Consider the following 13,514-nt stretch of genomic DNA (forward strand, 5'->3'; position numbering starts at 1 on the left):
GGTGTCAGGAGTCGAACGGCCCTCCTGACCCGGGTCGTCTGCCGCTGTCCGTCGGCCGGCAACACGCAGACGCTGGAATCAGGCGGAGCGTCCGCCGGTAGAGAGGGCTGCATCATGAACGCTGTACTGACTGACGACGAGGTGGAGATCCTGCTCACGGCCGCCGCACACGCACCGTCGATGTACAACACACAGCCCTGGCGCTTCGAGGTGCACGGGCCGGTCATCGACGTACTGGCCGACGAGGAGCGTTCGCTGCCCATCGCGGATCCGTCCGGGCGGGCCGCACGCGTCGCGATCGGCGCGGCAGCGTTCAACCTCCGCGTGGCCGCCGCTGTCCTCGGCCACAAGTCGCGTCTTGCGATCGATCCGGATCCCGCACGTCCCGAGGTCGTGGCCCGGCTGTTCCTCGACGACCGCACGACGCCCGTCCCGGAGCTCGGCAAGCTGTACGCCGACGTGTCCGAGCGGCACACCTACCGTGGGCCGCTGCTCGACGTCCCGATCCCGCGACCGGTGCAAGTCCACCTGGACGACGCTGCACGCCGCGAGGGCGCGCAGTTGCACTGGCTCGGCTCGACGGCCAGGTCGCGGCTCGCCGAACTACAACGCCGGGTCGACGCCGCGGATCTCGCCGACGAAGACCGCCTGCACGAGCGGCTGCGCTGGGTCGGCGGAGACCGGTCGCGCGACGGAATTCCGGAGGAGACTCTCGGGCCGCTGCCTACGCGCGCAGCCTTCGTACGCGACCTCTCGCTCGGTCTGGACAGCAGCCACCGCGACCGCGTCGGCTACGAGGCTCATCCAGCGATCGCCGTCCTGAGCACCCAGGACGAGGACAGTGCGGCCTGGGTCGGTGCAGGTGTCGCGCTCGAGCGTGTGCTACTGGTCGCCACGTCGTACGACCTGACGGCGTCGTTCCTCAATCAAGTCCTCGAACGCCCAGCTGACCGCGCCGGTGTGCGGGAGCTGATCGGCGGCCGGTCCTGGCCGCAGATCGTTCTCCGGGCCGGCTATCCGGCCCAGTCGGCGAGTCACACCTCGCGCCTGGACTGGCGCAGTTCCTTCGACCAATGGTTCTGAACACAGGAGGCCACATCATGTCGACACAGTCCGCTCCGATCGTGATCGGGTACGACGGCTCGCAAGGCAGCAGGTCCGCACTGCAATGGGCCGCCGTCGCCGCTCACCGCGCCATGGCACCGCTTCGCATCGTCGAGGCTTTCGAGCTCGTCGTCGTCACCCGCCCATCTCCGGGCCACATCGTTCCGCTGGACGCGGTCCGAACAGCCCGTCAGACAGGCCTCGACCAGTTGGCCGACGACATCCGCACGCAGTACCCCGGCCTGCGGGTCGAGACCAGCCTCGTGGGCGGTCCCGCTCCGGGGGCCTTGCTCGAGGCCGCGCAGGACGCCCGGCTCCTGGTCCTCGGATCGCGCGGGCTCGGCGGCTGGAGCGGCCTGCTGGTCGGCTCGGTCGCGACGCAGGTGACCACGCACGCGGAGTGCCCGGTCGTCGTCGTCCCGCACGACCTGCGGGGGCGGGCGCACGAAGGACCCACCGTGGTCGTCGGCGTCGACGGTTCCAAGGTCTCGGCGAAGGCCATCGACTTCGCCTTCGACCAGGCCGAGTCGATGCACGCCAAGGTCGTCGCCGTGCATGCGTGGACCAGCCCGTTCCTCACGTACGCCGACGGCGCGTCGATGCTGCAGTTCGACGAGGAGAAGGTCCGCGACGAGTCCCGGCTGCTGGTCGCCGAGTCGGTAGCCGGCGCGGCGGCCGAGCACCCTGACGTGGAGTGGTCGACCGAGCTGTCCATGGGCTCCGCGGCACAGGCCTTGGTACGGCGCTCCGAGTCCGCCGACCTCCTGGTCGTCGGCTCCCGCGGCCGCGGCGGCTTCACCGGCCTCCTCCTCGGATCCGTCGGCCAGAGCGCCCTGCACCACACGCATTGTCCGATCGCCATCGTCCACTGAGCGCGAAAAGAGCCGCGGTCCACGACATCTTGCCGTGGACCGCGGCTCTTGCGTGCTCAGAACCCTTGCTCTCCGAACAGTGCGACCTTCAGCGCTCCCGTGGTGGCCGGCGACGAGAACACGTCGTACGCGTCCTGCATCTCGTCGAGGCCGAAGCGGTGGGTGATCAGACCGGGCAGCTGCAACCGGCCGGCCGCCAGCATCGACAGCAGCCTCGGCGTCGAGAACGTGTCGACCAGACCGGTGGTGATGGTGACGTTCTTGATCCACAGGTCCTCCAGGTGCAGCGTCGCCGGCCCACCGTGCACACCGACGTTCGCGACCGTGCCGCCCGGACGTACGACGCGGGTGCACAGCTCGAACGTCTCCGGTATGCCGACCGCCTCGATCGCCACGTCGGCGCCCAGGCCACCGGTCAGCTCGCGGACCGTCTCCTCCACGTCCTCGTCCGGCCCGATCGCCAGATCCGCACCACGCTCGAGTGCCGCCTTGCGCCGTGAGTCCGCGGCGTCGACGACGACCACCCGCGACGGCGTGAACAGCTTGCTCGTCGCCAGCGCTGCCAGCCCGATCGGCCCGGCGCCGACGATCACCACGGTGTCGCCCGGGGAGACCTTGCCGTTGAGTACGCCGACCTCGTACGACGTCGGCAGGATGTCGGCCAGCAGCACCGCCTCCTCGTTGCTCACGTTGTCCGGCAGCTTGTACACCGACCGATCCGCGAACGGCACACGCACCTGCTCGGCCTGGGTGCCGTCGATCAGGTGACCGAGAATCCAGCCGCCGCCCCCGAGGCACTGGCCGTAGTGACCCTGCCGGCAGTACTCGCACCGGCCGCAGGCGGTGATGCACGAGATCAGCACCCGGTCACCGATCGCGACGCCGCGAACACCCGAGCCGACGGCCGTGATCGTGCCGACCGCCTCGTGGCCGAGGATCCGTCCCGGCGTCACGGTGGGCACATCACCTTTCAGGATGTGCAGATCGGTGCCGCAGATCGTCACGGCGTCGACGCGAACGATCGCGTCCTCGGGATCCTGGATCACCGGGTCCGGCACCTCGTGCCAGCTCCGCTGCCCCGGACCGTTGTAGACCAATGCCTTCATCACGAACCTCCTTGAACGAGACTTCCCACTCTCGACTCTCGTCCTCGGTGCCGTCCGTGACAGCGGCCGAACAGCACCCGTGGACCGGGACCTTCGGTGCTCGTCCTCGGGACCTTCCGTCCTGCCCAAACCGGCTCGGGCCGCCTTGACTGGAGGTGCCGGAGGAGGTGCGATGACCAACGAACTGCCCGTACTGGTAGGAATCGACGGATCCCGCGACGGCCTGATCGCGCTCACCTGGGCCACGGCGTACGCCGCCTTGCACCAGGCACCGCTGCACGCCGTGTACGTCCTCGACGACGAGCGCGAGGTCGGCGGCGGCCCGCCGCCCGTCGGAGCCGACGACGGCACCGAGGTACTCGGCGACGCCCTGGAGGAGCTCGATCGACTGGGGTTCCGCGACGCCTCGCTCGAGGTCCGCCACGGCCATCCTGCGCAGACTCTCCTCGAGCTCTCCGAACAGTCCATCGCCATGGTCGTCGGCCGGCGCGGCATGGGCGGCTTCGCCGAACTCGTGCTCGGCTCCACCTCCCAAGCCTGCACGGCGCTGGCCACAAAGGTCCCCCTGGTCGTCGTCCCCGACACCTGGGACCCCGCAGGGCCCGCACATCAGCGAATCGTCGTCGGCGTCGACGGCTCCGTAGAGGGCCAGGACGCACTCCGCTTCGCCTTCGAGTTGGCGGCCGCGACCGGTGCAGAGATTCTCGGCGTCCACGCGACCGAGGTCCGGGAGAAGTACCCGGACCCCGGCAAGTGGTTCGACCCGACCCGGCAGCCGTGGATCGAGACCTCCGACGAGCTACTGACCCAGGCCCTCGAAGGCTGGACCGCGAAGTACCCGGATGTCGCCGTCCAGCAGCGCGGCGTCGCCGACCACCCGGTTCTCGTCCTGGCCCGCGAGTCCCAGGACGCGGACCTCGTGGTGGTAGGCGGCCTCGGCCGGACGGCGTTCTCCGAACTGCGCATGGGCTCCGTGGCCCGCGGTCTGCTCCACCACTCCCACTGCCCCGTCGCCGTCGTACACCACCCGGAGCTCTGACATGGACCACGTCATCAGAACCCGCAACCTCACCAAACGCTTCGGCCACCGGACCGCGCTCGAAGGGCTCGACCTCGACGTGCCGCCGGGCATCATCCTCGGCTACCTCGGACCGAACGGCGCCGGGAAGACCACCACGATCCGGCTGCTCGCCGGGCTGATCCGCCCGACCTCCGGGTCCGCGGTCGTGTTCGGCTTCGACGCCTCCGACCAGTACGACGCGCTCCAGCAACGCATCGGCTACCTGCCCGGCGACTTCGTGGCGTACCCGGACCTCACGGGCGCGCAGTACCTGGACTATTTCGCCCATCTGTACGGCGGCGTGGACCGGGCCCGGACCGACCTCCTGGCCAAGCGGTTCGACCTGGATCTCGGCGTCCGGATCGGCGCCCTGTCGCGCGGCAACCGGCAGAAGGTCGGCATCGTGCAGGCGTTCATGCACGACCCCGACCTGCTCATCCTCGACGAGCCGACGACCGGGCTCGACCCCTTGATGCAGCGCGAGTTCCGCGAGCTGTTGCGGGAGACCCGGGACGCCGGCCGAACCGTCTTCCTCTCCTCACACGTCCTGTCCGAGGTCGACGCCGTCGCCGACACCGTCGCGATCCTGCGCGCCGGCCGGCTGGTCACCGTCCAGTCCGTGCAAGCGCTGCGCGACAGAGCCCGACGCCGGCTCGACCTGACGTTCGCCGCGGCCCCACCGGTGGATCGCATCCACGCCGCAGCGGGCGTGCAGCAAGTGTCGATCGACGGCCGAGTCGTGCACGTCGTCATCACCGGATCGACGGCCGAGCTGATCAAGACCGTCGCGCCGTACGGCGTGACCAATGTCGTCAGCCACGAGGCGGACCTCGAAGCGGCGTTCCTCGACTACTACGACGGACAGGAGTGAGGGTCGTGTTCCGCAACGTCTACCTCAAGTCGCTGTACGACGCGCGCCGCGGACTGATCGGCTGGTCGATCGCGATCGCCGTACTCGTGCTGCTGGAGTGCGCGCTCTGGCCGTCGGTCCGGGACATGCCCGACCTGGCCGAGCTGTACAAGTCGTTCCCCGAACAGCTGCGGAAGTTCTTCGACCTGGACGCGATGACAACCGGCACCGGCTTCCTCAATGCCGAGCTCTTCACCTTGCTGCTGCCCAGCCTGTTCCTGGTCTACGGCATCGGCCACGGCGCCCGGACGCTCGCCGGCGAGGAAGAACGCGGAACGCTCGAACTGTTGCTCGTCACCCCGGTCTCCGGCGCCCGCATCATCATCGACAAGGCACTCGCGCTGCTGACCTCGATCGCGATCCTCGGACTCGCGCTCTTCGCCGCCACCATCGTCGGCAGCCTGGCCTTCGGCCTCGGCATCTCCGCAGCCGATGCCGCCAGCGGAGCCCTGGCGATGACATTGCTCGGCCTCGAGTACGGCGTACTCGCCCTGGCCGTCGGCGCCCTGACCGGCCGTCGCACCACCGCGATCGCCGTCTCGGCATCCGCAGCGACCGCCGCCTATGTCGTGTACGCCGCCGGCCTCATCCTGCCGCGCTTCGAGTCCTGGCAGCGCTACTCCCCCATCTACCAGGCGTTCCACAACGGCCCCCTCGGCGCCGGCCTCCCGCTCAGCTACCTCTGGCTCGTCGCCGGCTCCGCACTACTGGTCGCCCTCGCCCTCCCCACCTTGGACGGCCGAGACATCTCGACCGCCCACGGCGGGTGACCGCGATGCCGCTTCGGCGCTGCCTGCTCGCGACGGTCTGCGCAGCGCTGGCGCCGGTGCTCGCCCCCACGCTGTTCCTCACGCTCGCGATCGCGGCCATGCTCGCTCTCTGGATCGTCAAGCTCGCCGAGCACACCATCGTCGAAGCGGTCGGCAGCGACCCTCAGCACTCAGCGGCGGGCGGCCCAGTTGCTCCAGCTGGCCTTGGCGCCGGAGTCTCCGATGCGGACCACGTCGTACACGGCGGCGCCCGAGACCAGGACGGCGACCACGGTCAACGCCGCGGTGAGGGCCTTCGAGGCAGGAGCGAGGAACGTTCGCTTTGCCGGCGTCCGCCCGGTGCTCTCCCGCTGCCGCCACCAGAGGATCACCGCCAGGGCTGCGACCCCGATCGCCGCGTAGATCGCCGTGTCGCCGAGCTCGGCATGCCGGTGGATCAGCGGGTTCGGTGAGACCCGGCCCTCCAGCCACTCGCCGGCGCTCGTCGTGATCGGCACCAGTACGACGACGATGACGGACAGGATCGCGTTCGGTCCGGCCAGCCGGCGCCTGGCCGCTGGCCACAGCGCGGTGAGCGCCAAGAGGGCGGCCGCGAGTGGGAGCAGTACGACGATGGCGTGCACGAGCAGCACGTGGGCGGGGAGACCGTTGACAGTCTGCATGCGGTTTCCTTCGAGTCGGGTGAGTGGCACTGAGGAGGCTGGCATCCGGTTCTTGGGGAATTCTTGGAACGGATGGCTCGACCGGGGAGCTGGCTCCCCGAGTGGGGAGCCGAGTGGGGAGCCGAGTGGGGAGCGCAGCGCACCTGGAACGACCAGCAGGACTCCCCGGGTGGGCCAGCCAAATTGGGGGTTTGGTACCGCTTATCAGGGTGTGGAACCCCGCATTTCGCTGGCTCACCCAGCAAATGGGGGAGGTTGGACGGGTTACGGCGCGGGATGGGGAGACATGCCCTAGCCTGCTGCGCGGAAGTGTGCGGCGTCCAGGGCGGACTGGAGCGAGCGGCGATATCCGTCCGAGGTGAAAGTTGCCCCCGACACCGTGTCGATCCGGGCGCTCTGCGCGGCGATCGCCTCTTGCTGGAGCTGCGGCAGCGCGAACGAGCTGATCTCGCGGTCCCGCCCGCCTGACGCCGGGTACACCACCGCCGTCACCGACCTCAGTCGCTGACCACGGACCGTGATGCGGACCTGCACCGGCCCGTACCGCGTACCCTCCGATGTCCCGTTCACCGTTACGTCACCGGTGCCCGGCGACGTACGGACGACTCCGGGAGTTGCCGACGGCACCGATGGGTTCGACACAACGTTCCGGCTCGTCGGGTACAGGAACAGGAGCGCCAGCAGTACGCCGGTACTCCCGCCGACCACGAGGTTGCGCCGCAACCGCTCCGAATGCGCGGTCATCGCGCACCGGCCTGGTGCGCGGCGTCGAGTGCCGACTGCAGCGACTCGCGATACCCGCCGGAGGTGAACGTTGCCCCGGACACCGTATCGATGTTCGCGCTCTGCGCCGCCAGGGCCTCGTGGTTGAGCTGCGGGACCGCGTAGCTGTTGATCTGGTCGGTCGTCCCATCGCCGCTGGGGTGCTGCAGTGCACGTGCCTTGGTGATCCGCCCACCGCGCACGGTGATCTCGACCTGCACCGGCCCGTACTGGGTGTCGACCACACCGCCCGCCACAACGACGGAAGAGGCCGTCGGGGTGCCCTGCTGAGGGGTGCTGGGCCGAGGGGTGCCCGGCCGAGGGGTCGTCGGTGTGCTCCGACGCGGGGACGTCGGGGTGCTCGACTGCGCGGACGGCTTCCTTCGCCTGCTGTCGCGGCTGGACTCCGATGGTCGGGCCGACGGGTGTCTCGTGGGGGCGGAGCTGACCACTGTCGCCTGGCCGGTTGTCGTGTTCGGTTGCATGCTCGTCCGGAACGCGACCGCGACGACCGCAGTGGTCGCCACCGTCATCAGCAGCTTGATCCCGCGCCTCACCTGCGCACTCCTCTCACCACGAGAACCGTTCCTGATGCAGCTGGCCCGCCGGCACTCCGGCCGCGAGCACAGCCCCACACATCGCGTCCATCCAGCGGTCCGGTCCGCAGACATAGACGTCGTACTGCGAGATGCCGGGCACCAGGCGGCGTACGGCGTCCTCGTCCGATGAGAAGGGCGCGCCCTCGGGCAACCACGACATCCTGGCCCGCAGTCGCGGACCGAGCAGGTAGTACAGGGTGATGCCGCGACGGCTCGCCAGCTGCTCGAGCTCGTCGCGGAACACCAGATCCGCCACGCTGTGCGCGCGGTACACCAGCACCGCCTCACCGGGCTGGTAGTCGAGTTCCTCGAGCAGCGCCCGCAATGGGGTGATACCGATGCCGCAGGCAAACATCGCGACGCGGTCGGTCACCCGTCGCTCCGCGGTGAGCCGGCCGTACGGCCCTTCGACGGCAACCCGCGTCCCTGGCCGCAACCGGGCGAGCCGGCTGCTGCCGTCGCCCGCCGCCTTCGCGGTCACCCGAAGCCGGTCCGGTGCCGGTGAGGCCGACAACGAGTACGGGTTGCCCCGTGACCACCCCGGCCCGTCGAGGAACCGGAACACGAGGTACTGGCCCGCCCGGACCGGCATCCGGTGCAGCCCACGCCCGCCGAGCAGCACGGTCACCACGCCGGGCGCCTCGTGGATCACCTCTCGCACGGTCAGCCCGTGCCGCAGCGTCCGCCAGAGCGGCAGCGCGAGACGGTACAGCACGATCGCGCCAAGAGCGACGCCGTACGCCGACCACCAGTAGAGACGCGCCACGCGCGAGGTCGTGAAGTCCGCGCCGGTCCAGATCTCGTGTGGAATCGACAGCCCGACTCCGACGTACGCGTACAGGTGGAGCAGGTGCCACGACTCGTACCGCAGCGCCCTCCGCGCCACCTTGATCGACGTCAGCACCACGACCGTCAGCGCGACACTCGCTGCGGCGGCGAGCAGCATCCCGCCGTACGTCGTGACGACCGTCCACGTCTCACGCAGCAGGTTGTTGTGATCTCGCAACGTGTACCCGGCGAGGATCAAGACGATGTGCACCAGTAGCAGGTTGAACGACCAGAAGCCCACCAGCCGGTGGCGGCGCGCCAGCTCGTCCTGGCCGTAGCTCCGTTCGATCATCGGCACGCGCGCCATCAGGAACACCTGCACCAGCAACAGATCCGCAGCCACCAGCCCGGACAGCCGCCCGAGCGAGGTGAGCAAGTCCGCGGGACCGGTTACGAGCGTCTGGAGACCACGTCCCGACACCCACAGCGCGACAACCACCAGCACACTGGCCCAACACAGCACTCCGGCAACGTCGCGCCACCACACCGGGGTCGGGCGCGGTCGCCGGCGGGCGTGCATCGTCCGCGGCCTGATCGCCTGTTCCACTGGCCCGCGGTACGTCATGCTCCGACGATGACCGCCGATTCTTAGTCCTTCCTTGGACCGCCTTCCGCGATCAGGGGCAGGACGAGCTCGAAGGTTGCGCCGGTCTCGCTCGGGGCGAGGCGGAGCTGACCGCCGAGCCGGTTCGCCACGTCGTGTGCCAGCGCCAGACCGAGGCCGTAGTGCCGGCGTCCGGCGCGGTGACCGCTGGAGTCGAACCGGCGCAGGACCCGCTGCGCCGCCTCCGGGCCGATCCCGGGACCGGTGTCACTGACCGCGAGGATCACTTCGCCGCGCTGCCGTCGTACGGCGATCCGGACCTCGCCGCCGGACGGTGTGTGGTCGATCGCGTTGTCGACCAGGGCGATCGTGGCCCGCCTGATCGCGCTCGGCGAACCGAGGGCATGCGCAGCGTCGTCGGCGGCGGCCCAGTGCAGCCGTACTCCGGCCTGCTCCGCATGAGCGCCCGCGGCATCGGCGACGTCCCGCGCGATCCGGACCAGATCGACCGGCTCGTGGTTGTCGGCGCCGCGCGGATCGGCCGCGGCCAGCAGGTCGTCGACGACCCCCGCCAGCCGCCGGGTGTCCTCCACCACACCGTCCGCGTCGCCCACGATGTCGTCACTCGCACCGCTGCGGCGCAGGGCGCGCCCAAGGACCTGTGCCCGGGTGCTCAGCAACGTCAACGGCGTCCGCAACTCATGCCCGGCGTCGGCCACGAACGCGCGCTGCAACGTCAGCGCCTGCGCGAGCGGCCGTACGGCGCGCCGACCGATCAACACGCCCAGAAGGCCGGCCAACAGCAGTCCCAGCCCCGCGGCCAACACCATCGCCTGCAGCAACCTGGCACGTTCCTTGTGCGCCGTCTCCAGATTCAGAACCGCTTGCACCCGCTTGCCGTCAACCAGACCACTGGCAACCCGGTACTCGCCGTCGTCGTTCTCCACCGTGATCAACCTGACCTGGCCAGTCGCTCGCGCCCGGAGCGCAGCAAGCTCAGGCAGAAGCTCCTCAGGCAGTCCGGGTGAGCTGGTCGTTCCGGACGGACCGGTCATGACCAACCAGGTCCCGGCCGGCGGATCGCCGACATCGTCAGCGGTGGCGACAGCTGACCGGAGCAGATCATCCGCTGCACCGGTCTGCCCACGCACGACGACCACGGTGACCAGGCCCATCAGCAACAGCATCGCCACGGCAACCAGCGCGGCTGCCTGTACGGCGACCCCGCGCGCGGCCCGGCGTACGAGGACTTCATCACCGATCGGACGGCCGGTCACAACTTCCCCAGACGGTACCCGAGTCCACGCACGGTGCTGATCACTCCTCGCCCGAGCTTCCGCCGGCAGTAGTGGACGTACGTGTCGACGACTGTCTCCGACTCGGCGTCGCCGAACACCCGATCCAGCAGCTCGGCCCGGCTGAACACTGCGCCAGGTCGTGCCGCGAGCAACCCGAGCAGCGCCCCCTCCCGCTCCGACAGTTCCACGGATCCACCTCCGGTCCGTCGTACCGTCCGGGTCGCCAGATCCAGGTAGCCACCGGGTACGGCGAGCTGGACAGCGTGATCCAGGTGACGACGGAGCAGGGCACGGACGCGCGCGAGCAGTTCGGAGAGCTCGAAAGGCTTGGTCAGGTAGTCCTCGGCCCCCGCGTCCAGGCCCTCGACCCGATCTTCCGTGCTGTTGCGAGCGGAGAGCACCAGGATCGGCGTGCCGACGCCGCGGCTCCGCAGCCGCGCGATCAGGTCGAGGCCTTCGACGGCCGGCAGGCCACGGTCGACGATCATCGCATCGACCGGACGGGTGAGGGCTAGGTGCAGGCCGGTGTGGCCGTCGCCTGCCCGCGTCACGGCGTACCCCTCGTCGGAGAGCACCCGATCGAGCAGCCGGGCCAGGTCGGCGTCGTCCTCGACCAACAGGATCCTCGATGTCACAGCCGTCCCCAGCCGGCCGTCGTGAACAGGTTGCCGTCAGCAAGAACGCCGAGACCTTCGTACCCCGGCAGCAGCATCGTGGGCCAGTCGTCACCGGCGACGAACGCGGCCGTCGCGAGTACGTCGGCGTACTCCAGGGACGGGCCGGTGACCGAAACCGACAGCCATCGGCTCACCACCGGCTGTCCGCTCCGCGGGTCGTACAGGTGTGCGCCGCGTGCCGCGGTCCCGCTCGTCGCCACCGCTCCCCCGGTGCGTGACACACTCGCGACCACCCGGCCCGGATCTCGCGGATCCTGGATGCCCACGGTGAACGGCTCGCCGCTCGGACAGACCACGAGCACGTCACCGCCCGCGTTGAGGCACCAGTCCACGTCGACAACCTCCCGCAATCGCTCCCCGGCTCGCTCGACCGCCCACCCTTTCACCAGTCCGGAAGGATCCCACGTGCCGCCAGGCACGTCCGCATCGAAGAGCCCGTCGGTCGACTCCCGCGCGACAACACACCGCTCTGCGACCTCTCGGACCACCGGATCGACCTGATCCCAATTCAGTTCGCCTGTCGCCAGCCGGCTCACGGCGCTGCCGGCCTTGTACGGCGAGAACATCCGATCAGCCTCGATCAGCTCGGCGAAGACCGCCCGCACCGCGGCGTCCGCCGGCCCGGACCCGGCGCCGTCCCCGCGGGCGAGCACACTGATGGGCAACCCCATGATCTGCTCGACCCAGCTCCGCCGCGGCACCATGCCGCAACGGTAGCGGGAACGCGAAGGTGGGTGAGCTGTCGCATCAGCTCACCCACCCCGCCGCACCCGCGCCGAGGCTTCTAGTAGAACGTGGCACCGGTCGGGCGGGTCGTGTCGTCGAATCTCCAGGTCAGCTCGTTACGCACTCCGACCACGCCGTCGACACCACCGATCAACTGCTCCGCGAACGCGACCGTGCTGCGGTTCTCGACCTGTCCGCTCAGCGTCACGACGCCCTCGCACACACTCACCTCCACGGCGAACGTGTCGTCCCACAGATGGCGGTCGACGACGTCTCGCCGTACCCGGGCGAGGAGTTCCTCATCCGTGGCAAGGAAGGCTCGCAGCAGATCGGAGCGGGCCACGATCCCGATCAGCTCGCCGCCATCGGTCACCACCAGGCGGGTGAGCTTGCGGTCCGCCATCAACCGTGCGGCCTCGTCCAGCGTGCAGCCGCCTTCGACAGTCACCGCGGGGCTGGTCATCAGCTGTCCGGCGGTCAGCGCTTCCGCCTTCGTGTGGGCCTTGCGGTGTGCGAGGTGGAGTGCGCGCCGCGGTGAACGCTGGAACTCCTCCTTGCGCAGGAGGTCCGTTTCGGACACCACGCCGGCCACTCCGCCGTACGGACTGCGGACCGGAACCGCGCTGATGTGGTGCTCGGCGAGGATCGCGGCGACGGTCTTGAACGGCGTGTCCTCGGCGACGGTGACGACGTTCTTGGTCATCACGTCGGAGACGGTCAGGAAGTGGCGCATCATGACTCCTTCAGTGTCTGACTGTGCCGGCGGACGATCGCGACAGGCGAGTCCGCGTGGTGCAGAAGGCTCTGGCTGACAGAACCCATCAGCAGGCCGGCGACGCCGCCACGGCCGCGCGAGCCGACGACGACCAGCGAGGCAGTTTCGGACATCTTGATCAGTTGCGAACTCGCGCGCCCCTCGGCCACGGAGGCGCGTACCGTGACGGTGGGGTACTTGTCCCGGTAGGGCGCAAGGCTCTCGGCGAGCCAGTTCTTCAGCAGACCGTCAGTGGTGTCGATCGACGCCGCGTGCTCCGCCTGCGGCTGCCAGCAATACACGACCCTGAGCGGCTGTCCGCTCCGCGATGCCTCCTCGAACGCGAACAGCACCGCGTCCTCGGAGTCAGGCGAGCCGTCCGTGCCGACGACGATAGGACCGGTACGCCGTTCACCGCGCACGACGACCACCGGGCACGGCGCCTTGGCGGCGACCGCAGTGGCCACCGAGCCGAGCACCGCGGCCGACATCTTGTTCCGCGACCGCGAACCGACGACAACCATCTCGGCACCGCCGGCCTCCATCAGGAGCGCGTCCTGCGCATCCTCGGCCGCCAGCCACCCGGACCCGCGCTCGTACCCGAGCCGATCGCGGGCGAACTGCACCGCCTCGTCGAGCTGGTGCTGCAACGTGCCCAGCGGCATCGCCGGTGGCACATACCCGGCCATGCTGACCGCGGGCCACTGCTTGAGGTCATTCAGATAGGCCCGCACGACCCGCACCGCAAGGTCGCGCTGGTCGGCCGCGTCCACGGCCCAGCGCAGTGCGATCTGTGCCTCAGGTGTGTCGTCCACACCGACGAGGATGTACTTCGTCATCAC

Annotated in this window: 15 protein-coding genes; 5 read left to right on the forward strand and 10 right to left on the reverse strand. The window is 69.7% G+C overall.

Annotation, left to right across the window (positions count from 1 at the left end; genetic code table 11):
• Window positions 1-114: 114 nt before the first annotated feature.
• Window positions 115-1,083, forward strand: coding sequence for a nitroreductase (locus tag EV651_RS37000; protein WP_133790101.1), 969 nt, complete (start codon window positions 115-117; stop codon window positions 1,081-1,083).
• Between the two features lie 17 nt (window positions 1,084-1,100).
• Entirely contained in the window at window positions 1,101-1,976 is an 876-nt protein-coding gene (locus EV651_RS37005) for a universal stress protein (protein WP_166658915.1), read from the forward strand.
• 56 nt (window positions 1,977-2,032) lie between these two features.
• On the opposite strand, the gene EV651_RS37010 is transcribed toward EV651_RS37005, so the two are convergent.
• Entirely contained in the window at window positions 2,033-3,082 is a 1,050-nt protein-coding gene (locus EV651_RS37010) for a zinc-dependent alcohol dehydrogenase family protein (RefSeq protein ID WP_133790105.1), read from the reverse strand.
• Between the two features lie 172 nt (window positions 3,083-3,254).
• Here EV651_RS37010 and EV651_RS37015 point away from each other — a divergent pair, with 172 nt between their 5' ends.
• From EV651_RS37015 to EV651_RS37025, 3 genes are read left to right on the forward strand one after another with little or no spacing between them, the layout of a single operon-like run.
• On the forward strand, window positions 3,255-4,121 hold the full coding sequence (locus tag EV651_RS37015; protein ID WP_133790107.1) for a universal stress protein: 867 nt from the start codon (window positions 3,255-3,257) through the stop codon (window positions 4,119-4,121).
• A gap of 1 nt (window position 4,122) precedes the next feature.
• Window positions 4,123-5,013 (forward strand): ABC transporter ATP-binding protein, encoded by an 891-nt coding sequence (locus EV651_RS37020; protein WP_133790109.1) that lies wholly within the window; start codon window positions 4,123-4,125, stop codon window positions 5,011-5,013.
• 5 nt (window positions 5,014-5,018) lie between these two features.
• Window positions 5,019-5,822: an ABC transporter permease subunit gene (locus EV651_RS37025; RefSeq protein ID WP_133790111.1), complete on the forward strand. Its 804-nt coding sequence runs from the start codon at window positions 5,019-5,021 to the stop codon at window positions 5,820-5,822.
• 170 nt (window positions 5,823-5,992) lie between these two features.
• Here EV651_RS37025 and EV651_RS37030 read toward each other — a convergent pair whose 3' ends face one another.
• The 9 genes from EV651_RS37030 to EV651_RS37070 form a co-directional block, all read right to left on the reverse strand.
• A complete protein-coding gene (locus tag EV651_RS37030) occupies window positions 5,993-6,484 on the reverse strand; it encodes a DUF2231 domain-containing protein (RefSeq protein ID WP_133790113.1) in 492 nt (163 codons plus the stop codon).
• A 291-nt stretch (window positions 6,485-6,775) separates the two neighbouring features.
• The gene (locus EV651_RS37035; protein ID WP_133790115.1) at window positions 6,776-7,228 is read right to left on the reverse strand and encodes an FMN-binding protein; all 453 of its coding nucleotides are present in this window, start codon (window positions 7,226-7,228) and stop codon (window positions 6,776-6,778) included.
• A complete protein-coding gene (locus EV651_RS42770) occupies window positions 7,225-7,803 on the reverse strand; it encodes an FMN-binding protein (RefSeq protein ID WP_238157437.1) in 579 nt (192 codons plus the stop codon). The genes EV651_RS37035 and EV651_RS42770 overlap by 4 nt, the downstream gene beginning before the upstream one ends.
• 13 nt (window positions 7,804-7,816) lie before the next feature.
• A complete protein-coding gene (locus EV651_RS37045; protein ID WP_202870685.1) occupies window positions 7,817-9,238 on the reverse strand; it encodes a ferric reductase-like transmembrane domain-containing protein in 1,422 nt (473 codons plus the stop codon).
• Window positions 9,239-9,261: 23 nt separating this feature from the next.
• On the reverse strand, window positions 9,262-10,494 hold the full coding sequence (locus tag EV651_RS37050) for a HAMP domain-containing sensor histidine kinase (RefSeq protein WP_133790117.1): 1,233 nt from the start codon (window positions 10,492-10,494) through the stop codon (window positions 9,262-9,264).
• Complete coding sequence (locus EV651_RS37055) at window positions 10,491-11,150, reverse strand: response regulator transcription factor (RefSeq protein WP_238157438.1); 660 nt, start codon at window positions 11,148-11,150, stop codon at window positions 10,491-10,493. The genes EV651_RS37050 and EV651_RS37055 overlap by 4 nt, the downstream gene beginning before the upstream one ends.
• On the reverse strand, window positions 11,147-11,896 hold the full coding sequence (locus tag EV651_RS37060) for an FAD:protein FMN transferase (protein ID WP_133790121.1): 750 nt from the start codon (window positions 11,894-11,896) through the stop codon (window positions 11,147-11,149). Before EV651_RS37060 ends, EV651_RS37055 begins: the two co-directional genes overlap by 4 nt.
• A gap of 80 nt (window positions 11,897-11,976) precedes the next feature.
• The gene (locus EV651_RS37065; RefSeq protein ID WP_202870686.1) at window positions 11,977-12,654 is read right to left on the reverse strand and encodes a CBS domain-containing protein; all 678 of its coding nucleotides are present in this window, start codon (window positions 12,652-12,654) and stop codon (window positions 11,977-11,979) included.
• Window positions 12,651-13,511, reverse strand: a complete 861-nt coding sequence (locus EV651_RS37070) for a universal stress protein (protein ID WP_133790123.1) — start codon at window positions 13,509-13,511, stop codon at window positions 12,651-12,653. Before EV651_RS37070 ends, EV651_RS37065 begins: the two co-directional genes overlap by 4 nt.
• Between the last annotated feature and the right edge of the window lie 3 nt (window positions 13,512-13,514).

This window comes from Kribbella sp. VKM Ac-2571 (genome assembly GCF_004362255.1).
GTDB classification, from domain to species: domain Bacteria; phylum Actinomycetota; class Actinomycetes; order Propionibacteriales; family Kribbellaceae; genus Kribbella; species Kribbella pratensis.

Bases quoted from the DNA above. Each gene is read 5' to 3' on its own strand.
- EV651_RS37000 (WP_133790101.1), top strand. From the start codon at position 115: ATGAACGCTGTACTGACTGACGACGAGGTGGAGATCCTGCTCACGGCC.
- EV651_RS37010 (WP_133790105.1), bottom strand. From the start codon at position 3,082: ATGAAGGCATTGGTCTACAACGGTCCGGGGCAGCGGAGCTGGCACGAG.
- EV651_RS37015 (WP_133790107.1), top strand. From the start codon at position 3,255: ATGACCAACGAACTGCCCGTACTGGTAGGAATCGACGGATCCCGCGAC.
- EV651_RS37035 (WP_133790115.1), bottom strand. From the start codon at position 7,228: ATGACCGCGCATTCGGAGCGGTTGCGGCGCAACCTCGTGGTCGGCGGG.
- EV651_RS37060 (WP_133790121.1), bottom strand. From the start codon at position 11,896: ATGGTGCCGCGGCGGAGCTGGGTCGAGCAGATCATGGGGTTGCCCATC.
- EV651_RS37030 (WP_133790113.1), bottom strand. From the start codon at position 6,484: ATGCAGACTGTCAACGGTCTCCCCGCCCACGTGCTGCTCGTGCACGCC.
- EV651_RS37070 (WP_133790123.1), bottom strand. From the start codon at position 13,511: ATGACGAAGTACATCCTCGTCGGTGTGGACGACACACCTGAGGCACAG.
- EV651_RS37065 (WP_202870686.1), bottom strand. From the start codon at position 12,654: ATGATGCGCCACTTCCTGACCGTCTCCGACGTGATGACCAAGAACGTC.
- EV651_RS37020 (WP_133790109.1), top strand. From the start codon at position 4,123: ATGGACCACGTCATCAGAACCCGCAACCTCACCAAACGCTTCGGCCAC.
- EV651_RS37045 (WP_202870685.1), bottom strand. From the start codon at position 9,238: ATGACGTACCGCGGGCCAGTGGAACAGGCGATCAGGCCGCGGACGATG.
- EV651_RS37005 (WP_166658915.1), top strand. From the start codon at position 1,101: ATGTCGACACAGTCCGCTCCGATCGTGATCGGGTACGACGGCTCGCAA.